Annotated in this window: 21 protein-coding genes and 1 pseudogene; 14 read left to right on the top strand and 8 right to left on the bottom strand. The window is 33.7% G+C overall.

The features are described 5' to 3' along the window. Window positions 1-54 precede the first annotated feature (54 nt). Complete coding sequence (locus ACLHDF_RS26200) at window positions 55-756, top strand: response regulator transcription factor (protein ID WP_413921467.1); 702 nt, start codon at window positions 55-57, stop codon at window positions 754-756. Then, complete coding sequence (locus ACLHDF_RS26195) at window positions 749-2,170, top strand: sensor histidine kinase (RefSeq protein ID WP_413921466.1); 1,422 nt, start codon at window positions 749-751, stop codon at window positions 2,168-2,170. The genes ACLHDF_RS26200 and ACLHDF_RS26195 overlap by 8 nt, the downstream gene beginning before the upstream one ends. 285 nt (window positions 2,171-2,455) lie before the next feature. On the opposite strand, the gene ACLHDF_RS26190 is transcribed toward ACLHDF_RS26195, so the two are convergent. Continuing rightward, a complete protein-coding gene (locus ACLHDF_RS26190; RefSeq protein ID WP_413921465.1) occupies window positions 2,456-3,037 on the bottom strand; it encodes a type 1 glutamine amidotransferase family protein in 582 nt (193 codons plus the stop codon). 557 nt (window positions 3,038-3,594) lie between these two features. Here ACLHDF_RS26190 and ACLHDF_RS26185 point away from each other — a divergent pair. Continuing rightward, window positions 3,595-3,792 carry an IDEAL domain-containing protein gene (locus tag ACLHDF_RS26185; RefSeq protein WP_413921464.1) on the top strand — a complete coding sequence of 66 codons (198 nt, stop codon included), beginning with the start codon at window positions 3,595-3,597 and terminating at the stop codon, window positions 3,790-3,792. 172 nt (window positions 3,793-3,964) lie between these two features. Here the strand turns inward: ACLHDF_RS26185 and ACLHDF_RS26180 are convergent, their stop codons facing one another. Continuing rightward, window positions 3,965-4,264: a DUF2653 family protein gene (locus tag ACLHDF_RS26180; RefSeq protein WP_413921463.1), complete on the bottom strand. Its 300-nt coding sequence runs from the start codon at window positions 4,262-4,264 to the stop codon at window positions 3,965-3,967. A 13-nt stretch (window positions 4,265-4,277) separates the two neighbouring features. Next, window positions 4,278-4,730, bottom strand: a complete 453-nt coding sequence (locus ACLHDF_RS26175) for a hypothetical protein (RefSeq protein WP_413921462.1) — start codon at window positions 4,728-4,730, stop codon at window positions 4,278-4,280. A 334-nt stretch (window positions 4,731-5,064) separates the two neighbouring features. On the opposite strand from ACLHDF_RS26175, the gene ACLHDF_RS26170 reads away from it, so the two are divergent. Beyond that, window positions 5,065-5,751 (top strand): MBL fold metallo-hydrolase, encoded by a 687-nt coding sequence (locus tag ACLHDF_RS26170; protein WP_413921461.1) that lies wholly within the window; start codon window positions 5,065-5,067, stop codon window positions 5,749-5,751. A 424-nt stretch (window positions 5,752-6,175) separates the two neighbouring features. Here the strand turns inward: ACLHDF_RS26170 and ACLHDF_RS26165 are convergent, their stop codons facing one another. The 3 genes from ACLHDF_RS26165 to ACLHDF_RS26155 form a co-directional block, all read right to left on the bottom strand. Next, window positions 6,176-6,583 (bottom strand): CBO0543 family protein, encoded by a 408-nt coding sequence (locus ACLHDF_RS26165; protein ID WP_413921533.1) that lies wholly within the window; start codon window positions 6,581-6,583, stop codon window positions 6,176-6,178. After that, window positions 6,549-7,739 (bottom strand): DUF2515 family protein, encoded by a 1,191-nt coding sequence (locus tag ACLHDF_RS26160; protein WP_413921460.1) that lies wholly within the window; start codon window positions 7,737-7,739, stop codon window positions 6,549-6,551. The genes ACLHDF_RS26165 and ACLHDF_RS26160 overlap by 35 nt, the downstream gene beginning before the upstream one ends. A 723-nt stretch (window positions 7,740-8,462) precedes the next feature. Continuing rightward, entirely contained in the window at window positions 8,463-9,875 is a 1,413-nt protein-coding gene (locus ACLHDF_RS26155; RefSeq protein WP_413921459.1) for an ABC transporter permease, read from the bottom strand. A gap of 205 nt (window positions 9,876-10,080) precedes the next feature. On the opposite strand from ACLHDF_RS26155, the pseudogene ACLHDF_RS26150 reads away from it, so the two are divergent. From ACLHDF_RS26150 to ACLHDF_RS26105, 10 genes and pseudogenes are all read left to right on the top strand, one after another. Continuing rightward, window positions 10,081-10,730 (top strand): annotated as a pseudogene (locus ACLHDF_RS26150) (phosphopentomutase); the annotation flags it as partial. Window positions 10,731-10,948: 218 nt separating this feature from the next. Continuing rightward, window positions 10,949-11,311 carry a hypothetical protein gene (locus ACLHDF_RS26145; RefSeq protein ID WP_413921458.1) on the top strand — a complete coding sequence of 121 codons (363 nt, stop codon included), beginning with the start codon at window positions 10,949-10,951 and terminating at the stop codon, window positions 11,309-11,311. Window positions 11,312-11,727: 416 nt separating this feature from the next. Further along, entirely contained in the window at window positions 11,728-13,074 is a 1,347-nt protein-coding gene (locus ACLHDF_RS26140) for an APC family permease (RefSeq protein ID WP_413921457.1), read from the top strand. Between the two features lie 14 nt (window positions 13,075-13,088). Beyond that, complete coding sequence (locus ACLHDF_RS26135; protein ID WP_413921456.1) at window positions 13,089-13,199, top strand: SAV0927 family protein; 111 nt, start codon at window positions 13,089-13,091, stop codon at window positions 13,197-13,199. Window positions 13,200-13,309: 110 nt separating this feature from the next. Beyond that, a complete protein-coding gene (locus tag ACLHDF_RS26130) occupies window positions 13,310-13,591 on the top strand; it encodes a hypothetical protein (RefSeq protein ID WP_413921455.1) in 282 nt (93 codons plus the stop codon). Window positions 13,592-13,705: 114 nt separating this feature from the next. Further along, entirely contained in the window at window positions 13,706-15,835 is a 2,130-nt protein-coding gene (locus tag ACLHDF_RS26125) for a sigma 54-interacting transcriptional regulator (RefSeq protein WP_413921454.1), read from the top strand. Between the two features lie 268 nt (window positions 15,836-16,103). After that, window positions 16,104-17,453 (top strand): 4-aminobutyrate--2-oxoglutarate transaminase, encoded by a 1,350-nt coding sequence (gene gabT, locus ACLHDF_RS26120; protein WP_413921453.1) that lies wholly within the window; start codon window positions 16,104-16,106, stop codon window positions 17,451-17,453. A gap of 16 nt (window positions 17,454-17,469) precedes the next feature. Then, window positions 17,470-18,939: an NAD-dependent succinate-semialdehyde dehydrogenase gene (locus ACLHDF_RS26115; protein ID WP_413921452.1), complete on the top strand. Its 1,470-nt coding sequence runs from the start codon at window positions 17,470-17,472 to the stop codon at window positions 18,937-18,939. Window positions 18,940-18,955: 16 nt separating this feature from the next. Then, complete coding sequence (gene pdxS, locus ACLHDF_RS26110) at window positions 18,956-19,840, top strand: pyridoxal 5'-phosphate synthase lyase subunit PdxS (RefSeq protein ID WP_413921451.1); 885 nt, start codon at window positions 18,956-18,958, stop codon at window positions 19,838-19,840. Between the two features lie 138 nt (window positions 19,841-19,978). Continuing rightward, window positions 19,979-21,256 carry a Glu/Leu/Phe/Val family dehydrogenase gene (locus ACLHDF_RS26105; protein ID WP_413921532.1) on the top strand — a complete coding sequence of 426 codons (1,278 nt, stop codon included), beginning with the start codon at window positions 19,979-19,981 and terminating at the stop codon, window positions 21,254-21,256. 273 nt (window positions 21,257-21,529) lie between these two features. On the opposite strand, the gene ACLHDF_RS26100 is transcribed toward ACLHDF_RS26105, so the two are convergent. Then, window positions 21,530-21,703, bottom strand: a complete 174-nt coding sequence (locus tag ACLHDF_RS26100) for a hypothetical protein (protein WP_413921450.1) — start codon at window positions 21,701-21,703, stop codon at window positions 21,530-21,532. A gap of 197 nt (window positions 21,704-21,900) precedes the next feature. After that, window positions 21,901-22,023, bottom strand: coding sequence for an excalibur calcium-binding domain-containing protein (locus tag ACLHDF_RS26095; protein ID WP_413921531.1), 123 nt, complete (start codon window positions 22,021-22,023; stop codon window positions 21,901-21,903). Between the last annotated feature and the right edge of the window lie 76 nt (window positions 22,024-22,099).

Here is a 22,099-nt window from a genome sequence, read left to right as displayed (position 1 = left end):
CAAAAGAATTTATTGTTATAATTAAGTGTATTTTAATAATGAGGAGAATCTATTATGGATAAAAATGTTTTAATTGTAGATGATGAGGAAGAAATAGCTGAGCTGTTGGAGGATTTTCTAAGTATTGAAGGCTATAAAGTCTATAAAGCTGCAAATGGAAAAAAGACACGGGAAATTCTTTCTGAAGTAGATATTAACTTTATATTGTTAGATATCATGATGCCAGAAGAGTCGGGTTTTTCCCTCTGTAAAAGCTTAAGGGAATTGTATAGTATGCCAATTATTTTCCTCAGTGCTTTACAAAGCGATACGGATAAAATTAGAGGATTAAACATTGGAGCAGATGATTATATTGTAAAAGATGCTACTCCAGGGGAAATAGTGGCAAGAATTAAGGCAATTGAAAGAAGACTAAATAATTTTAATAATCAATTAAAAAATAAAACAAACGAAGTTATACGGTTTAAAAGTCTAGAATTGAACACACTGACACGATCTTTATTTATACGGGATGAAGAAGTTACCCTAACAGCGAAAGAATTCGATCTTATCAAGCTTTTTTTGACTAATCCTAATCAAGTTTTTACATATGACCAAATTATTGAGAAAATCTGGGGCTATAACCAAGGAGATTTTCATAGTGTGAGAGTCTATATTGGTAAATTAAGAGATAAAATTGAGGAAAAAACAAATGATTTTAAAATATCTACAGTGTGGGGAATAGGTTATAAAGCAGAAGGAGTTTCAGGTGACTAATTTTCAATTATCTATAAAGAAATGGGCCTTAATCTTTTTAATTTTATTTTTAGTCATTCCTTTGCTTATTACAAGATTAACCGTTCATCTGTATGAAGATTTTTACTCTCCCTATAAGAATGGGGAATTGGATAACTTAGATACATGGATGAAGAAGTATGTTTTAGATGATGTAAAACAATGGAATAATTTATCATGGCAGAGGTCAATTAATGAAAAAACTAGTACATTAGGAATTAAAATAAGGCTAATAGATCGGAAACAACAGCAAATATTTTCTAACATTAACAATTCTAATAAGTATGAATTAAACTCAGATATCCCAAAAACTAAGGTGGAACTGTCAAGTTTCTTGGAAGAATATAAGGTTTATTCTAATGGCGAGCTACTAGGCGTAGCCTATGTACAAGATAATCGTACTTTTGAGATGAAACATACCCCTAATAGATGGATATCTTATGTAATAAATGAATGGGGAGGAGCGTTCATTTGGTTATCTACCTTTGTTTTAATTTTATTTATTAGTATAAGGTTTATTAAAAGAAAAATACTTTTTCCATTGAAGGAATTCAGGAAAGCTACTGACTCAGTAAGTAAACAAAATTTTAATTTTAATGTACCCCATACTCCAGTAAAGGAAATAAATCAACTTTCTGAAGCTATAATAATTATGCAGGAAACTTTAAAAGAGTCTCTAGATAAGCAGAATGAGATGGAAAAGGAAAGAAAAATTTTTATATCCTCTATCATACATGATTTAAGGACTCCTCTTTTTTCTATTCGTGGGTGCTTGGAAGGAATAAAAAAAGGAGTAGCCAATACGCCGGAAAAGATTAATAAATATGTTGATATTAGTTATAAAAAAGCAAACATTTTAAATGAACTGATTAATGATTTACATACTTTTACTACTGTTAATTATATTGAACCTAATCCTAAATTTAAAGAAATCAATATAATTAATATAGTTGATGTTACGGTTAAAGGATTCTATCCAGCAGCTTTAACAAAAGAGATAAGCTTACAATCTAATTATAATAGTGAAGAGGTTATAATTATAAATGGAGATCAGTATCTCTTATCTAGAGCTTTAGAAAACATAATAGGAAATGCTATAAGGTATACTCCTATTAAAGGAAAAGTATGTGTCACGGTTACAACATTAAACGGAGAATATTGCAGAATAATTGTAAAAGATAACGGTATTGGAATTTCACCTAGCGAGATTCCTCATATATTTACGCCATTATATCGTGGAGAAAAATCCCGGAATAGAAAAACAGGAGGAAATGGATTAGGATTGTCTATAGCTAAACAAATTATAGATCAACATAGAGGAGTTATTAAAGCTTATAGCAATAATGGGGAAGGAACTATTTTTGAAATTGTCCTACCTATTGAGACTACACCTTAGCAATGTAGTCTCTTTATTTTTACTAATAATTAATTTTATATAGTGTTTTCTTTCTGAAAATGAGTTTTGGTTAATGAATTGTAACGATAGCAAGAAATCAAAAATTTCTAAAGCACTGAAATTTGCATCGAATGATCTGTCTGATCTGTCATATGTAAAATGAAAGTTAAGTTTCTCAGAGAGCGTTTCTCTGCATATTAAATGCAGGTTTTTTATGTTTTTCTCCCTTTATTCAATACCTTTAAAGAGAAAAAACTATTAATCATTACCCAGACATTTATGAAACTATTTTTTAATAAAGCCATTTTTAAATAAATCGTACCATTCTTCTAGTTCTTTTCCTTTTAAAACATCTAATTTATTTAAAATGTCTCTCGAAAATTCTAGTGCACCACTTCCATTAGCTGTAATTAGACATCCATCATTAACAGATTGTTTATCTATATACTCTTTATCCCCTCGATAATTAGGTGCTCCTTCTTTTAAATAAGGTAATGAATTGCCTGTATGTTTATAGTTATCAAGAAACCCATAATTCCCTAAAAAGGTAGTTGCATCACAAATTGCTGCAACGGGAATGTTATGTCCAAAACAAAAACTCACAAGCTTCTCTACCTGATGGTTTTTCTTTTCTCTCCATCCAGTTCCCCCAGGAATAATTAACATGGAAAATTCCGATTTAAGAGAAAAGTCCTGTAAGTCGTAATCCGGAAGAACAGTCAATCCTCCCATTGAAACTTTAGGGTTTTTGTCAATCGCAATTGTTTGAACTTGGAATCCTGCTTCCGGTTTATTTAACTCAGCTGTCACATAACTGGCCTCCCAATCGGCAAAACCATCTGTAATAAAGACCAACACTTTCTTCATGTATATGCCCTCCCTAATTCTTGATTAGATATATAACCAAGTACATTATCAACCTTCTGTTTAAATTTACCACATTCTAGATATTCCATAAATTAGAGAATTATAACGTTCATAAAAGTATACGTTTACGGACTTTTCTTTTGTATAGAAAATTTATCATTTTTATCGTTCGTTTAAGTTTCAAAATAAATTACGAACGCCTTCTAAAAACCATACACTTTGCGAACGTTTCTGATAGAAAAATAGGATTATAATTAAAAAATAGTATAATAATGTAAAAAAGATTAAGCTAGTGATTTGCCGTCGTTAAACGTGATTGTTAGAACCTATATTCTTAAAAGTTAGTTTGTAGATTTTCTTCAACAAATAAATAAAATAGTGTTTGTACTTCCTTCAGGATTTATAAGTATGAAATAAAAATCAGAATAGTAAGAGGGTTGTAAATACATGGGTTAAATATTATTAGATGTCTCATTTTATCTATCAATCTCGTATATAAAACGGCAAAAAGGTCAATGCTGTTTGAAAAAGAGAAAAGGTAAAGGAGTTGATTTTCAATGGAAAATAACATTATTAACGGAATGGATCGAGTTGATCCAAATTTACGTGATGAAATATTGGCTGAATTATTTCTGAATCAAATGATGAACAACTTCAAAAGAAGTAAGATAATCGAAGAAATTGATCATTCCTTAAGGAATAAGGATAAAGAAGCTTTTTTACGTTTAACAGAGAAACTTAAATCTGTATCTTAATAAAAAACTATAATTATAGAAGAAACTCATCAAAAAGAAGCCCTGTTATATAAAGACTAAGGCTTCTTTTTATTTTACATTTATATCTTTTTATAATGAATTAAAAATGTAATTAGAGAACCTATTGGTTCCAGTATACAAATGTCCGGAAGTTTCGTGTGAAAACTAATTACTAATTATTTAATACTTGGATAGATGCAATAAATCCATCCTTTTCAGAAAAGGATAAATTAATTTGTAAATGATCAGCGACGAATTGATGATAGTCCTGTAAATATACTGCAACAGCATCAATAATGTCTTGTTCATGCAATCGCGCTGTACGTCCTAATCCTAAGGTAGAAGCAGTAAGCCCCAGAGAAGGATGAAACTCCAAATCTACTTCTACCTGTTCAGGTTCAATTCTTTCTTTCAGGGCAATATAAATACAAATGCTATCCACAAGATCTTGTTCGTTAAATAGTACTTCCATTTTAAATTTCTCCTTAATATCTTCTTCTTGTAAAGATGTTTTTAATTACCCAAATGATGACTAAAATCACAAGTATATCTACAAGAATTCCTAAAAAAGAAAATCCATTTGAAGTATTATTTCCATATGTACCATTATAATTTCCTCCAAATGGATGAAGCATATGGCCTAAAAAAGCACCTGTTCCAAAAGCTGCAGCATGAGTCAGTATACTTTTTGCTCGTGAAGGCGGGGTCTGGTTATATGTCATGTGAGAGCTAGAACGTGATGGCGTTCTTGTAACGTTGCTTGACGGAGACTTATATCCAGAATGATAAGTTCCACTCGAATATGTGCCCCTACCTGAATGAGAACTGAACGAAGAACTGTGACTGAAAGAACTATGACCACTAAATCCCTTTGCCTGAGCAACATTTGGTAAAGCTATTGCAAATATTAATACAAAAATCAAGGTCAATTTTTTCATTACAATTACTCCTGTCTTTATCAATCTAATATAGAGCTAATTTATAATAAAGTTTTTTTCTTAGAGAGCTTATTTAGATGTTACTATACCACTTAATTTATAAATTTCTACTAATTTCATCTATTTTTAATGTGATTTTAAGGTAAATTTTAGGGTGACTATAATGATTAGAAAAAGTAAAAAGAATTTCAATATCTAATTGAAATGTGAAATTAACATAAAAAACGGTGATATAATTAATAAGGATTAGAAAAGAAAGAAAAAGACGAAAAGTGGGTGTAGAGTATATTCGATTATCCAATGGTTCACAAATGGGTAGTATGGAGGGAGAAAAGTGAAAATAGTAGAACTACCAATTGAATTTGAATTTAATGGACAAAAAAATCACATTTATCCTAGCCTAATTATATTGAATAATGAACTAACCTTAGTCGATACAGGGTATACAGGTTTTTTAACTTTAATTAGTAAAGAAATCTCAAAAAAAGGATATGAAATAAAGGAGTTAAAGAATATAATCATTACTCATTATGATGATGACCATATAGGTTCCTTATATGCCTTCAAAGAAAAGTATCCTTGGGTCAATATTATTGCTAGTGAAATCGAATCAAAATACATAAGTGGTGCGATGAAGTCAGAAAGGTTGATTCAAGCCGAAGAAATGCTCAAAACTATGTCAAATGAAGAAATTGAATTTGGTAAATGGTTTATACAGCAATTAAAGACTTTAAAGCATGTTTCTATTGATGAAAAGGTACTTGATGGCGATATGATTTTAAATAACAAATGTAGAGTAGTAGCAACACCAGGGCATACTTCCGGACATATTTCATTATATTTTCCAAGTTTAAAGAGTGTAATTACGGGTGATGCAGCTGTTAATGAGAATCATGAATTATCTATCGCTAATCCATACTTTTGTTTAAATATTAAGGAAGCCGAACAGTCTTTAAGAAAGATTAAAAATCTTAAAGCAGAGACTTATTATTGTTATCATGGTGGAAAATTGACTTTATAGTTGGAGGCTAAGGAAATATATTTGGAATTTCTCTCTTAACTCACATAGATAAAGGCCAATGGTATGCTCCTCTATAATTACATCTATTGCTCTTTTACTTTAGTATGTGTTTCATCAACTTCTCACGATTCATCCTTTGTCTTAAGACGATGTTTTTCTTTTCCCTCTAGCGTAGGAACATATTGATGCAGCAAACGTTTAATCATTATATAAGTAATCTTATCCTTCAATATTCCAGTATATCCACTAAATCGCAAAATTTGAGCTTGTACCGCAGGTAACACCTCACTATTAACAATTGAATATCCAAATGACAATATTTCCACTTGAATAAACTCATTCACCTTTTCTATATCGATTATCCATTTTTCAAAATAATAGTATCATTGTCTCTCAACTTACTAGGTTTCTTGTACTGTGCCTTTTATTGAAACCAACTATAAATCCTCCACATAAGAAACATAAAAATCATGTACCCAAAGAGAGAATAGGAATGATGCCATGCTTCGCTATGGGTGAACCAACCTAAATTATCAGCGAATTGTTCAAATATACTTGCACAAAGCCCAATTAAAATGATAAACAGGGTTCTTGAAAATGCGAATAACGTTTTTGAAATCTGTAAAAAGAAAGCAACGAAAATTGGCAATACCAAAAATAGAAAAATGATATTGACTGTAAATATATCCGGGAACGGGCGCATTGGGAAGGTATACATTTTTTTACTAACAAATAGTAGATCTAAATACGTTCCCAAGAAACAAGAGAAAATGATGGTGATTACAAATGCTAAATGGTTACTCTTCTCTTTCTTCTTCTCTGAGAAGGACATTTTTTTTTGCCAGGATTGCAAGTTCAATTTTTTCAAGTGTTTTGCAATACTCATCATAAATCTCTCCATTTGTATTTTCTCCCTTATCGATTAAATAATCCACGATATACCAGTCATCAAACCAGTCCCCTTTTTCCGCCTCCTCATGATTAAAATCTTTCCATGCGTATATTAATGATGGACTATATAAACGATTCGCATCTTTTCTTAGTTTACATTTTTTTGTACGACGTTTATAAAAATCACGTGAAAGTGATTCATTAATATCAGAAAACAAATGGGGACAATAGTCTCTTCGCGAACCAGTATGTGGGTGATCATAAGCCCAATTTATTACTTTCAATAAGGTACTTTCATTGCGAAACAATAGGGAGTATAATCGTTTACCTAGCAGAATTCTTTCATGCAAGGAAGTAAAATGTGTTATTGTATCGCCAAATAGTAATATTTTTTGTTTAGTATGATCTTCATAGAATGGAAAGAGGATATGATTAAAACGAAAAAAATCAAAAAATTTGAATCCAACACTATTTAGTATTTTCTTTTTAAAGAGTGCATTTTGAATAACTCTTTTTTCTAAATAGCTTTGTTCATTAATGATAATTGCAATGGCTAATGTATATTGATTGCCTGTTCTCCAAAAATGATTCCACATCGTTTCCATAAACGTTGATACGTTGAGAAGTGGTAGAAGATGAAACATATTTTTAGATTTTTTAATACTTTGTTCATACAATAAAAATTGGGGATAAACGTCTTGAAAAATTAACCAGTTTCCTCTTTCTAAAAAAGAGAAGAAGGTGAATTGATCCTTTTCGGACAATAGTCTTGTATATAACTCACCTTTTAAATCCGTCATACTCCAACCACCGTTACGCGATACCATGTGTCCAAGTAGCGCCCATTGTATTTCCGGGTACCTTAGGTAAAAATGATAATAGGCACGTGTTCTTGTAATATTATTTTTATTGAGTTGTCTTGTTAGTTCTTTAATTTCATAAATTAGCATAGTTTCCTCCTCCGTTAATTGAGACATTTTAACGGAAGTTTGTTTATTTTTGCTTTTTTTCTTTAATTCATTTTTTACATCTAAAAGAGAATATGGAATTGATTTGGAAATTTCGCTCCATTTCCTTTTCCGATCATTATGATGCATCCCTCTTCCTCCCATTAATACGATAATACGAATAAAGATGAGTAGGTAATTTCAGTAAGCACTAAATAATAGATTTTTCTATATTATTTAGTAGAAATCAGCCCCTTAACTATTAATAATAATTCTTAAAAGTAGTTTGATAGTACAGTTATCATCATTTTATTATGAATATTTTAAATAAATGAGGGGTCTCGTGCAAAAAGTTTAACACACTTAGTCGTCATGTTATGAGGTCACGCTGAGCAGAAGAGGCGAAGGGGGCGACCGGATGCCCTAAGCTTAAATAATTCATACATTTTTATTTATTGTTTATTTAACCCTTTTTTGATTAATTCGCGAATCGTTTCAGTTCGGTTTTGTAGTCTTTTTTCGTGCCAGTATGTTTCAATAACTTACTTAAGGTGGCATTTTATTTCGAGACCCGAATATTCAAGAAACGCGCTTGATAGTTGAAGATTATTGTAAAGCCTTATTGAACAAAGGCTTCCTCCACCTTCTAATAATTGAGCGATTAAAAAATTTTTAGCTTTTCTATACTAGGGGTCACGTCACCAAAAGTGAAAAGTTGTACGTTTAGACACATTTTAGCCGGTTACCTGTACGTTAAGGAACCGGCTATTGTTATTTTCTTACTTTTCGGCCTGTATTTAGTAATTAGAAAATACTGCTATTATAGCAGTGGTTTTTAAAATGTACAAAATCTAGAAATACGCAAAAATAATATTATTTTTTATTTTTGTCTAATGACTTCAATGCGTTTCGGAACTCATCATCATTCATTTCCTGTTTCTCTTTATTACTGCCTTTAGCTAAATTGCACACTGCTTGACGAAACATTCCATCTTTTTCTCCTATATGGTGACTTTCCCTTTGCTCGTGAGTAGGTGGTTCATGAGGAATTTCATTTCCCACTTCTACCTCAATTTTCTTTCCGCTTTCATCAACAACTGCTTCTTTATATTTTTTAGTAAGATTAATGAATACAATAAGAATCGCTAATGTTAAAACAAAATAGATGGAGAGTGCCAATAAGGCTGGTCCAAGTCCTGCCTCCAATCTTCCGTCATAATAAAGTAATGCCCTTATTCCGTCCACAATATATCTTGTAGGTAGAATATAACTGAACAGTCGATGGACGGTAGGTAATGTTGATAGAGGAAATGCTCCGCCACTAGAAAATATCCCCATAAAATTTACCGGGAACATTACTAACATTCCCCATCCACCTAAAAATACTGCTATCGTTTTAAATAACAAAAACATGGTCGTACAACTAAAGAAAGTAAACAGGAATATCGTCCAAATGTTTGAAGCATGTGCACTCCCAAAAATTCCAAATACCCCTAGTTGAATAAAAATTGAAACACAGAAAGTTAAAATGATACCAAAAATTATTTCTGATGTAAGGACTTCAGATTCACTTAATGCAGATCCCCTTTTCTTCAAAATACCATTACTTCGCAAAAGATATCCATGTATCATATTTGCCCCCAACATTCCAGTAATAGATGATATAAGGGCCATGACAAACGGTGTCATTCCTTTATTAAGATTAACCGGCAGCCTCAGTACATTTTTGGAAACAACCTGTACGGGATTTTCTAATAATGAAGCATTCTCTGGTGCTACTCTCATTCCTTTTTGCAGTAATTCATTTTTTAGTTGACTACTAATTCCTTTAGAAGCAGTTAAAGCGACTGTCTGAAGGGTATTACTCGCAATCATGGATGCAGTTTGCCCAATCCCTTCGTTCAATAAAATTTCTAAATCAGCAGGTTTATCATTTGCAAGACCGGAAATAAGCGTATCATGAACTCGACCAAGACTTTTTGAATAGTCTGAAGGGATAATTAATGCGCCATATGCCTTGTTATTTCTTATATCTGTGAATGCTTGTTTCCTACTTTTATCAACTTCCCATTTAAAGGAATTTCCATTTTGCTTTTCGATAAGATTTAATAATATGGCATCGCCAACTTTTCCCTTATCTTCATTTACAACAATTAGAGGAACATCAGACATGTTTTGTTTTGCACCTTTAAATATAGGCAGATATACAAATACCATGACTAACATTAATAATGATATTAACCAAATTGGAAACCATGAGGAGCTTAATTTAAACAATTGATTCACGATTCAATTCCCCTAACAATGGATATTTTTTGTCCATTTTATTATGTCCAGTTTGGTATCGATTATTAGGTTATCAAAAAGACATCTTTCATAGTTACAGGAACGTTTCTTTTATTGGGGAAAATTGATATTTCTTCAGTCTTTTATTTTCATAAAGACTTTTTGTATTGCCTTATTTTCCAAAACACTTTCCATTTTTACTGTTTATGATATTTGTAAGACCGCTCGGGAATTGACATTAGAGGAAAAACATATGGTTGGCCGTGTTATCGCACGTCCATTCTTAGGGGAACCTGGAAAATTCCAACGTACAGCTAACCGTCATGATTATGCTCTAAAGCCGTTTAATCGTACCGTTATGAATGAATTAAAAGATGAAGGATATGATGTTTTTGCTATCGGTAAAATCTCGGATATTTATGATGGTGAAGCAGTAACAGAGTAACAGAGTCACTACGTACCAAATCCAATATGAATGGCATGGATAAGCTGATTGAAACATTAAATATGGATTTCTCAGGACTAAGTTTCGTTAACCTTGTTGATTTTGTTGCGATTTACAGCCATAGACGTGACTCTCAAGGATATGGAAAAGCACTACAAGAGTTTGATGTACGTCTTCTAGAAGTATTTCAGAAGATAGAAGAAGAGGATTTATTAATTATTACAGCTGACCATGGAACAGATCATACACGTGAGTATGTTCCTTTATTACTTTACAGCCCAAGTATGAAAAATGGTGGAAAAGAAATACCCCTTCGTACTACATTTGCAGATATTGGGGCTACTTTAGCAGATAACTTCGGTGTTGAGAAGCCAGGTTATGGAGCAAGTATTATACAAGAATTGGATTAATAAGAAATAAGCTCCTACTGGTACTACACGAACCATGCCTTCTGTAAATAGTGATTCTCCTGTAATCATTCAACCTGATATATTGCCAGTACATTATAAGTTGGCATAAATATTGCAAATTAAATAAATCAATCAACCTGAAATTCAAAGGAAGTAATATGAAAACCAGATTGATTCTTTATTTAATTCAATTTTGAGGACAAGGAGACGAAAAGACTATGACCATGAAAGTGCCAGTAGAAAATTTTGTAGAGTTATATGTTTCTCATCAATTCTTGCAGTCATTTCCATTTTTAAATCATATCTATAAGGATATAACCTTAGACACATGTTTGGATTTTATAAGTACGAAACAAAAACAAGGTTATCAATTTTTTGCCCTCTATCATGATACACAAATTGTAGCTTTAGCAAGCGTTAACTGGTGTAGAAAAAAGAAAAATGTGTATGTTCAAGGACTAGTTACTGAACCATGTAGTATTTTTTCAAATCAATATATAAAAAAGGCTCTTCTTGATTCCTTATATGTATGGATAACAAACAAAGGAGCTGAATCCTTGCAAGTAGAATGCCTAGTTTAAAGATTTAATTATGTCTTTAAAAAAGAGAAATTAACGCTTATATACCATTATATTAAAGTAAAAAGAGTAGCTCCTGGGAGGACTGCTCTTTTTTATGCCAACAGGTAAACTCTTTACATAAGAGTTATCAATAATTATGTAATAAAGCATAAGTTATGCAAATATGGGTAAGACCACGAAAGGTATATGCAGATAATCAGTAAATTGGATATGAAATTATCTTGTAGATACAGCTCTTGCAAGCTGGTATAAAAATTGCATTGTTCTTAAATGAATCAGAAAATTTAAAATAGAAAGAAATACACCGTTTTTATACAAAAAATATCTACTTAGGCTATTAACATCGATATTTAGAGTGGATAGAAAACGTATGTATGGACTTGTCTATTTTTTTCTATTAGCAGGAGGAATGATAAGTGAAGCAGGTGGAGTTGAAACGTTCATTGAAGTTATGGTCAATCGTATTTTTAGGAGTAGGGTATATGACACCGATGGTAGTATTCGATACCTTTGGCATCGTAGCTCAAAAAACAAGTGAGCATGTACCAACAGCTTATATTTTGGCCTTAGTGGCTATGCTCTTCACAGCAATAAGTTACGGGAAAATGGTTAAAGTTTATCCGGTAGCAGGATCAGCTTATACATATACTCAGAAAACTATAAATTCAAATCTTGGTTTTCTTGTTGGATGGTCGTCCTTGTTAGACTATCTGTTTTTACCCATGATCAACGCTGTTTTAACAAAGATATATCTTTCTGCACTTTTTCCTAGTATTCCATCTTGGTTGTTTGTGTTAGGTTTTGTAGGAATAATAACGGTTATTAACTTGTTTAGTGTTAATGTTACAGCTAACTTTAATAATCTCTTAGTTACCTTCCAAATGTTAGTTATCATCATTTTTGTAATTTTAGTTATTATGGGATTAAATCATGGGGAAGGAACAGGTAGAATTCTTTCTATTCAACCCTTTTTTCAGTCAGACATGCAGCTAACCAGCTTAATATCAGGGGCAACGATTCTTTGTTTTTCATTCCTAGGGTTTGACGCAGTAACAACGTTGGCTGAGGAAACAGCCAATCCAACAGTCACTATTCCACGCGCGATATTCCTCACAGCTCTTGTAGGGGGAATACTATTTATAGGGGCTTCCTATTTTACACAGTCCTACTTCCCTGATGTATCGCGCTTTAGCGACGTTGAAGCAACTTCTCCAGAAATCGCTTTATATGTAGGGGGTAAATTATTTCAGGCTTTCTTTTTGGCAGGTACTGTAACAGGAACTCTGGCCTCAGGGTTATCATCACATGCGAGTGTATCCCGACTATTATATGTAATGGGGCGTGACAATGTACTGCCAAGAAGGTTTTTTGGCTATATACATCCTCGTTGGAATACCCCCTTTCTAAATGTTCTATTTGTAGGGGCCATTTCATTATCGGCAATATTTTTTAATCTATTAACGGCTACTTCTCTAATTAACTTTGGAGCCTTAATTGCCTTTACTTTTGTGAATGTATGCGTAATTGTACATTATGTAATAAGAAAGAGGCAACATAAGACAATTTTGGGGTTTATAAACTATCTCTTGCTGCCGGGGATAGGAGGCGGAACGGTGGTTATTTTATGGATTAACCTAAGTACAGACTCCCTCATACTAGGAATTATCTGGGCAGGAATCGGTCTCGTTTACCTGACTTACTTAACAAAACTATTTACTTGTAGGCCTCCGCAATTCCAATTTGAAGAGGTAAAAGAATTGTAATTGTCTACTCAAATATGTTTTATGGAAAAGTCATGGTCGTTTCTATCCAAACAGGAAATATGTTGCTATTATCTAGCGATGATCTGGATGATGAGGAACTATGGATAGAAAAGCTAGGGATCTAGATGGTTGATATTATTAAGTGCAAGGCGTTTTTACAACTAATTTTGCAGCAGATATAATTCTTTACCTCCTATTAGAACGTTCAGTAGGTAAAATGAAAGGAGATTATAATATGATTAGTCATGAATTTATTACGAGTCCATGTTATGGAATTATTGAAGATATACTCATTCAAATTCACTCACAAATATATGAAGGGGAACCTTTGTTTAAAATAAGGAATAGGGAAGGAAATATCGAAACCGTAAGGGTAGAACTAAGTGGAAAGATACATTCTTTAGAGGTGCAAAAAGGAGATCGTGTAATACCAGGCGTGGTACTTGCCTTTGTTAAGGAGGGTTCCTTTTTAATTGAAAATCAGAAAGAGAAAAGCTGCCAAAGAGGGGATGAATAACTATCTCCTCTTTTCCCAATGAGGGGAAATACTACAATTATGTTAGGTGCACATTTTTTTATATAATCAGATTTTTTCAAATGATAAAATAAGAGGATAGAAGGAGGAACATCAATGTTTTTACTAGCTGAAGAGAAAATAAGACCAATTATTTCAATATCAATTGACTGCCCTGAAGAAGGGTGGCAAAACCAACTGAAAAATTATTCCGATCCGTTTCTTTTTCTTATGAAAGACAGTCATCTATTTTCTTATATTCGTTTGAAAGATTTTTTATTAACTAATCAAGTGGAGCATAGTACTAAGCTTACAGACTTAGTAGAAAATTCTGTTCCATTAGAAAATGTATGTAAATTAAATGAAACAATTTCGTTACCTCTTCTTTTTCAAATCATTGGAGAACCTATCGCTCTTGTTAAAGATACGAAAGGAGAAGTGATAGGGTATATAAGAAGGGAAGATGTATTAGTTGAACTCTTTAAGCAAGAAAATAGACATAGTTTTGATTTATTAAAAATTATTCTCACTTCTATTCCCATGGGAATCTTTGTGGTAGATCAAGAGAGGAAAATTGTTAATTGTAATGATTCAGGAATAAAAATGATGAAAATGATCCGCGAGGATGTAATGAATAAGTCTGCTGAAACCCTTTTTAATGGTGAGCATATAAGTACTGTATTTTCATCAAATGAAACCATTTTAAATGAACTAGAAATTACTGATAAAACAAGCGTTCTAGTGGATTATAGTCCTATTACAAACTTTAATCGGGAAGTGGAAGGGGTTCTTATCATTGTTCAAGATTTACCAATGGTTGAGAAAATGGCTATGGAAATTGAACATATAAAAAATTTAAATAAAGATTTAAATGCCATTCTTTCCACCATATATGATGAGATCCTTGTAGTAAACAATAAGGGAGAACTCATTCGTTACAGTGATAGCTTTATTTCAGAGTTCTGGCGTAGAGACTTAAAAGATTTTATTGGGAAAAATTTAATAGATTTAGAGGATAAAGGGCTATTCAGTCCATCCGTAACTCGTTTAGTCATTGAACACAAAAAGAAAGTTTCAATCGTGCAAGAAACAGCTAATGGTAAGAAAATTCTTGCTGTGGGAAATCCTATTCTTGATGAAAAAGGAAAAATTGAACGAATTATTATTGCATCAAGGGATATCACGGAAACCACTAAGTTAAAAACTGAATTGAGGGAAATTAAAAAGATTTCAAATCAATATAAACAAGAACTGGATACATTTAAGAGCAAGAATAAGGTTTTTGAAAAGTTAATTTATTGTAGTTCAAAAATGGAACGAGTCGTAGAGCAAATAAATAAAATTTCCAATTTTTCTTCTACAGTTTTAATCTATGGCGAGTCAGGAGTAGGAAAGGAAGTTATTGCCCAGGCTATTCATCAGTTGGGAAGCCGATCAAATCAGCCATTTCTAAAATTAAATTGTGGTGCCATACCTGAAAATTTACTAGAAAGTGAATTATTTGGTTACACTCAAGGATCTTTTACCGGAGCTGATAAGAATGGAAAAGTAGGTTATTTTAAGAAAGCAGATCAAGGTATCTTGTTTTTAGATGAAATTGGTGAGATGCCTCTAAGCTTACAGGTAAAATTACTTCGGGTTTTGCAGGAGCAAGAGATCATTCCCATTGGAAGCACGACGCCCATACCTATTAATGTACAAATTGTTGCAGCAACGAATAAACGTTTAGAGAAAATGGTTGAGGAAGGAACCTTTCGCGAAGATTTATTTTATCGTTTAAATGTTATTCCCATTTATATTCCTCCTTTACGTGAGCGATCAGAAGATATTCCTTTATTGGCTTTTCATTTTTTACAACAATTAAATAAAAAGTACAATAAAAATTATCATTTGTCACCGGATGCACTTAACTTATTAGAGGTTTACTCATGGCCAGGGAATATACGTGAGCTTCAAAATATGATTGAAAGATTAGCTGTGTCTGCTGATGATTCAACTATCGATGGTAACTTTGTAAATGAATTTTTAGCTGCTAGCCATCATTTTAAAAAGGCAAAACCAACATTTACTCAAATTATGCCACTTCATGAAGCACAGAATTATGTAGAAGAGCAATTAATTTTATTAGCAATGAAGAGATATAAGACTACTACTAAAGCAGCAAAGGCCCTCGGTATAAGCCAATCTTCTGTCAGTCGAAAATATCAAAAGATTTTAAATGAACAACAGGAAAATAATTCTTTATAGTTTTATTATTTCGTAATAAATAAGCGATGCAGATGTAAATCTGTATCGCTTATTTGTTTTTTATACATCTGTACATAAAGTATGCATCCATGCATACCTAGGGGCAAATTTCCGATAAAAAATTAAAAGAAACCCGCCTTCTTCTACCTGGCATAGTTCTTGCATTGTTCATAAATAAAGGGGGAGTAAACAGATCAATACATAATAGAGAAAATTATGAGATAAGGAAAATCAAATTTTATTAACTTATATAGAAGGAGCATATAAAATGCAAAAGCATATCACGTTAAATACCGTAATACCAGGACCAAAATCCCAGGATCTATTAGAAAGAAGAAAGAGAATAGTTCCGAGAGGAATTAGCAATGGATGTACAGCCTTTGTTAAACAGGCAAATGGCGCACTTGTTGAAGATATGGACGGGAATAAATTTATTGACTTTGCCGGAGCAATTGGCACAGTAAATGTTGGTCATTCCCATCCCCAGGTGGTAGAAGCTCTCCAAAAACAGCTGGAAAATTTTATTCATACGGGTTTTAATGTCATGATGTATGAATCTTATATTGAATTAGCAGAAAAATTGACAGAACTGGCACCCGGAAATTTTCCGAAGCAAGCAGCTTTTTTTAACAGTGGCGCGGAAGCAGTAGAAAATGCAGTGAAAATAGCTAGGAAATATACAAAAAGACAAGGAGTTATTTCATTTACACGGGGATTTCATGGTCGCACATTAATGACTATGACAATGACAAGTAAGGTTAAACCTTATAAGTATGAATTCGGTCCTTTTGCCCCTGAAGTATATAAGGCTCCTTATCCATATGAATATCGCAGACCCAAGGAAATGACTGAACAACAATATAGTGAATTCATAATCGAACAATTTGAACAATTTTTAGTAACAGAGGTTTCTCCCCAAACGGTGGCTGCCGTTGTTATGGAGCCAGTACAAGGGGAAGGTGGCTTTATTATTCCTAACAAAGCATTTGTACAAAGAGTATATGAAATTTGTAAAGAAAATGGCATTGTATTTGTTGCCGATGAAATTCAAACTGGTTTTGCAAGAACAGGAAAATATTTTGCTATTGAGCATTTTGATATTACCCCTGATCTTATTACAGTCTCAAAATCAATGGGAGCCGGAGTGCCAATCAGTGGGGTTATTGGTAGGAAAGAAATTATGGATGTATCAGAACCTGGCGAATTGGGTGGAACCTATTCAGGAAGTCCACTAGGTTGTCGTGCAGCATTGGAAGTCTTGGACATTATTGAAAAAGAGAACCTAAATAATCGGGCAAAAATATTAGGAAAAGAGGTGTTGAATAAATTTGAATATTTATCTGATCGTTTTGAGCAGGTTGACGGGGTTCGAGGTCTTGGGGCAATGTGTGCGCTAGAAATTGTAACAGATAAGCATACAAAAAAACCAGATAAAGAAATGACTCAGAAAATCGTAAAGGAAGCAATAAATAGGGGGCTGCTCTTATTAAGCGCAGGGATATTTGGAAATGTGATTCGTATTCTAATGCCCCTCACAATAACAGATGAACAGCTTGAGGAAGGGTTAGCAATTTTAGAGGAATCAATAGAAGCTGCAGTAACAGTTCAACATATCTAAGAGAGGAGAAATAAAAATGAAGACTGGTAGCACAGAAGCAAAAAATCAGCTGTTTAGCATGTATATTGACGGAAATTGGATAGGTAGTGAATGCAAAGAATTAAAGAAAGTAGTAAATCCAGCAACACATGAAGTTGTTGGGCTCATTCCTCAAGGAGGGTTTTATGAGGCCAAACAAGCTGTAGATGCTGCTTATCAAGCTTTAAAGCAATGGAGACACAAGACAGCTGAAGAGCGTAGTCAAGTATTGATGAAGTGGTTTTATTTAATTGATGAGTCTAAAGAAGAAATTGGAAAAATAATGACCCAAGAACAAGGAAAGCCGATAAAAGAAGCAATTGGTGAAGTTACGTATGCCAATAGTTTTATTTCTTGGTACGCTGAAGAGGGAAAGCGAATCTATGGGGAGACAATTCCAGCTTCGCATCCTGATAAACGGATTCTCATCCGTAAAGAACCAGTAGGGGTTATTGCAGCCATCACCCCGTGGAACTTTCCAGCAGCCATGATTACAAGAAAAGTCGCACCAGCCCTTGCAGCAGGCTGCACAGCAGTTGTAAAGCCGGCCAATGAAACTCCATTAACAGCTTTGAAATTAGCCGAGTTGGCTGAAAAAGCCGGTGTTCCAAAGGGAGTGTTAAATGTTGTAACTGGTAATTCACAAGAGATTGGTAAGACGTGGTTAAATGACCACCGGGTTAGAAAAATAACTTTTACAGGGTCTACAGAGGTAGGAAAAGTACTAATGAAAGGTGCTGCTGAAAATGTAAAAAAAGTCTCCCTTGAATTAGGGGGAAATGCACCTTTTATTGTAATGGAAGATGCCAACCTATCAAAAGCAGCAAAAGGATTAATTAACTCTAAGTTTCGGAATGCTGGCCAAACTTGCATATGTACAAATAGAATATATGTACATGAATCTATTGAAAATGAGTTTATTGAAATCTTTAAGAATGAATTAGAGAAGCTAAAGGTAGGGAACGGATATGAAGAGGGAACAGATATTGGACCATTAATTGATCAGGCAGCCGTAGACAAAGTAAAGTCGTTTGTTGATGATGCATTGTTACACGGTGGGGAAACTGTCTATGTCGGCACTAAGCCTGAATCAAATAATGGATTTTATTACCCACCTACTATTATTAGGAATGTAAAAGATCAGATGTTATGTGTGAGAGAGGAAATATTTGGCCCCTTAGCCCCTATTACCACATTTAAAACCGAGGAAGAAGTGATTCAACGAGCTAATAACACTAATTATGGGTTAGCAGCTTATGTTTTTACTCAAAGTCTTAGCCGTGCTTTTCGTATTAGCGAAGAACTTGAATATGGAATTATTGGGTTAAATGATGGGTTACCTTCAGTAGCACAAGCACCTTTTGGGGGCTATAAAGAAAGTGGTTTAGGGCGTGAGGGCGGCCATCATGGGATTGATGAATACCTTGAATTGAAATATATATCAATCGAGTTGAACAATGAAAGATAGAAGGGGAAAACTTACAATGAGTAATAAGGGAACAAATCGAGTAAAACGCGGTATGGCAGAAATGCAAAAAGGCGGCGTCATCATGGATGTCATAAATGGAGAGCAAGCAAAAATTGCGGAAGAATCGGGCGCTGTTGCGGTTATGGCGTTAGAAAGGGTTCCTGCTGATATACGGGCTACTGGCGGAGTGGCTCGTATGGCTGACCCTACTATTGTAGAGGAAGTAATGAATGCCGTTTCTATACCGGTTATGGCGAAAGTACGGATAGGACATATTGTTGAAGCTCATCTACTTGAGGCAATGGGAGTCGACTATATTGATGAAAGCGAAGTCTTGACGCCTGCTGATGAGGAATATCATCTTTTAAAAAATCGTTTTACTATACCGTTTGTATGTGGTTGTCGTGATTTAGGCGAAGCCAGTCGCCGCATTGCAGAAGGTGCGTCGATGTTAAGAACAAAAGGAGAACCTGGAACTGGAAATATAGTGGAAGCTGTACGTCATATACGAAAAGTAAACGCACAAATTCGAAAGATTACTAATATGAATGAAGATGAGTTAATGACAGAAGCTAAAAATCTAAGGGCACCTTTTGAACTTTTACTTCAAATTAAACGTGAGGGGAGATTGCCTGTTGTAAACTTTGCTGCTGGCGGGATAGCAACACCTGCTGACGCCGCACTTATGATGCAATTAGGTGCAGACGGTGTATTTGTTGGTTCTGGAATCTTTAAATCAGAAAACCCTGTGAAATTCGCACGTTCAATTGTAGAAGCAACGACTCATTATGAAGATTATGAATTAATTGCTGCCCTTTCAAAAAGATTGGGAACAGCAATGAAGGGCATTGAAATATCTACTATTTTACCTGAGCATAGAATGCAAGAGCGTGGATGGTAAATACATTTATTTTTACTCTATTTGATGAAACTAGCATATCTTCAATCTATATAATGAATGACAATCAGTCATTTAAGATTATAAATAGCTACTATTAAATGAAAAAGAGGGGTCCATATGAAAAAAGAACTTATAAAAATGGAGAGCACTTCACATCATGAGGAATCAGTAGAGTTAAATAATCCCTTAGAGGAATTTCAAGAAACGTTAAAAGAAGCTATTAGTTATCTAAATTATCCAAAAGAAGTATTTGAATTTTTGAAGAAGCCCATGAGGTTTTTAGAGGTAAGTATTCCTGTAAAAATGGATGACGGCACTACTCAAATATTTCAAGGATATCGTGCCCAACACAACGATGCAACCGGCCCCACAAAAGGTGGAATAAGATTTCACCCAGATGTTACAGCCGAAGAAGTTAAGGCACTAGCAGGGTGGATGAGCTTAAAATGTGGTATTACTGACCTTCCATATGGAGGAGCAAAAGGCGGCATTGTATGTGAGCCAAGAAACATGAGTTTATCGGAACTGCAAAGGTTAAGCAGAGGGTATGTAAGAGCCGTCAGTCAAATTGTTGGACCCACAAAAGATATACCTGCACCGGATATGTATACAAATTCTCAAATTATGGCGTGGATGCTTGATGAATATGATCACATTCGTGAGTTTGATTCACCAGGATTCATCACAGGTAAACCTTTAGTGCTTGGCGGGTCAGAAGGACGAGAGACAGCAACTTCTAAAGGAGTCTTATATACAATTCAATTAGTTAGCGAAATAAAAAATATTCCTATTACGGGTATGCGTGTTATTATCCAAGGATTTGGAAATGTAGGGAGTTATTTAGCTGAATATTTACATGAATTAGGCGCAAAAGTAGTAGGGGTTTCAGATGCATTGGGAGCATTATACGATCCGCAAGGGTTAGATATCCCTTATTTAATGGAAAATAGAGATTCTTTTGGTGTTGTAACTACTCTTTATAATGACACAATTTCAAATCAAGAACTATTAGAGAAAGAATGCGATATATTAATTCCTGCTGCAATCGGTGGAGTTATCACAAGAGAAAATGCAGAGCGCCTTCAATGCCAAATTGTTATCGAAGCCGCCAATGGGCCTACTTCCAAGGAAGCCATTCAAATATTGGATAAAAAAGGAGTAATGGTAGTTCCGGATATTCTCGCTAACTCTGGAGGCGTTATTGTTTCATATTTTGAATGGTGTCAAAACAATCAAGGTTATTACTGGCCAGCAGCACTTGTTGATGAACGTTTAAAAGAGAAAATGACAGAAAGCTTTTTAAACATTGTCCATACAGCCGATAAGTTCGGAACAAACCTAAAAGTTGCAGCCTATATACAAGGAATCCGAAAAATAGTAGAGGCTTCTCGTCTGCGAGGATGGTTTGAATTTTAAGGGACCGGAGAAAAATAAAATTATTTTATTGCAAATAGTGATAGCTCTAGAGACAGATCGTCGATAATTAATAGCAATAATCGGGAAAAATTAAAAGTTTTTATCCAACAAAGAACATTTGTTCCTATATAAAAGAACAAATGTTCTTTTATATTGTCCCATAAATGCCCCTTTCTCCTGAAATAAATTGGTTCTTATAATATAAGTTATGTAAACTAGAAAAAAAAATAAGGTAAACCCTACTCATTTCTGAGTTAGGGTTGTAATTTTCATTTATACATGTAACTGCTGCTGATTAACCAATCTCTTTACTCTCTCATAAGCTTTGACCTCACCTTGGTAAAAACATGCACTGTTCCAGTCTTCTCTTTTCTCCGCATCCTTTCTCCACGCGTCAGATTGTTCTATTAAATTATCAATGTGGTCAATAAACTTCTTTCGTTCCATTTAATCACCTGCTTTTATCATATTTGAAAATATTTGTATGACAGTTTGATAAGTAATATTTCTAGAGTTTAGTGAGAATACCTGTTGGAATTTGATACAATCTCCAGTACTTTTAGGAATAAAAGAAATGACCCCCAGTAATGAAAGTCATTTCTTTTATTATATTACCTGTTTATGCTCATTTTAATAAGTTATTACTAATCACAGTCAATTCGGTCACCATCATGGTCAAAGTTCGCTTGGAATCCTGGCTCGCCTTGTCTAATTGGTCCTCTTCCTGCTACACGAACTTCTGTAAAGTTTGCAAATTTTAAATCTATCGTTTATGAAGGGGGTTGTTCTTGTTTCGAAATAACCCCTTCCCAAAATCATTATTTTATTTCCAATTGTTTACTC

The sequence above is a fragment of the Priestia megaterium genome, from assembly GCF_046599315.1.
GTDB lineage: Bacteria > Bacillota > Bacilli > Bacillales > Bacillaceae_H > Priestia > Priestia megaterium_F.
The sequence above is the reverse complement of the archived record's forward strand: the minus strand, read 5'-3'. Positions and strand labels throughout refer to the sequence as shown.

Excerpts from the sequence above, each read along its gene's own strand:
- ACLHDF_RS26130 (WP_413921455.1), top strand. The coding sequence starts at position 13,310 with ATGATTAGTCATGAATTTATTACGAGTCCATGTTATGGAATTATTGAA.
- ACLHDF_RS26125 (WP_413921454.1), top strand. The coding sequence starts at position 13,706 with ATGTTTTTACTAGCTGAAGAGAAAATAAGACCAATTATTTCAATATCA.
- ACLHDF_RS26185 (WP_413921464.1), top strand. The coding sequence starts at position 3,595 with ATGGAAAATAACATTATTAACGGAATGGATCGAGTTGATCCAAATTTA.
- ACLHDF_RS26180 (WP_413921463.1), bottom strand. The coding sequence starts at position 4,264 with ATGGAAGTACTATTTAACGAACAAGATCTTGTGGATAGCATTTGTATT.
- ACLHDF_RS26135 (WP_413921456.1), top strand. The coding sequence starts at position 13,089 with ATGTTTTATGGAAAAGTCATGGTCGTTTCTATCCAAACAGGAAATATG.
- ACLHDF_RS26200 (WP_413921467.1), top strand. The coding sequence starts at position 55 with ATGGATAAAAATGTTTTAATTGTAGATGATGAGGAAGAAATAGCTGAG.
- pdxS (WP_413921451.1), top strand. The coding sequence starts at position 18,956 with ATGAGTAATAAGGGAACAAATCGAGTAAAACGCGGTATGGCAGAAATG.
- ACLHDF_RS26190 (WP_413921465.1), bottom strand. The coding sequence starts at position 3,037 with ATGAAGAAAGTGTTGGTCTTTATTACAGATGGTTTTGCCGATTGGGAG.
- gabT (WP_413921453.1), top strand. The coding sequence starts at position 16,104 with ATGCAAAAGCATATCACGTTAAATACCGTAATACCAGGACCAAAATCC.
- ACLHDF_RS26100 (WP_413921450.1), bottom strand. The coding sequence starts at position 21,703 with ATGGAACGAAAGAAGTTTATTGACCACATTGATAATTTAATAGAACAA.
- ACLHDF_RS26145 (WP_413921458.1), top strand. The coding sequence starts at position 10,949 with ATGACCATGAAAGTGCCAGTAGAAAATTTTGTAGAGTTATATGTTTCT.
- ACLHDF_RS26160 (WP_413921460.1), bottom strand. The coding sequence starts at position 7,739 with ATGCATCATAATGATCGGAAAAGGAAATGGAGCGAAATTTCCAAATCA.
- ACLHDF_RS26105 (WP_413921532.1), top strand. The coding sequence starts at position 19,979 with ATGGAGAGCACTTCACATCATGAGGAATCAGTAGAGTTAAATAATCCC.
- ACLHDF_RS26115 (WP_413921452.1), top strand. The coding sequence starts at position 17,470 with ATGAAGACTGGTAGCACAGAAGCAAAAAATCAGCTGTTTAGCATGTAT.
- ACLHDF_RS26175 (WP_413921462.1), bottom strand. The coding sequence starts at position 4,730 with ATGAAAAAATTGACCTTGATTTTTGTATTAATATTTGCAATAGCTTTA.
- ACLHDF_RS26165 (WP_413921533.1), bottom strand. The coding sequence starts at position 6,583 with ATGTCCTTCTCAGAGAAGAAGAAAGAGAAGAGTAACCATTTAGCATTT.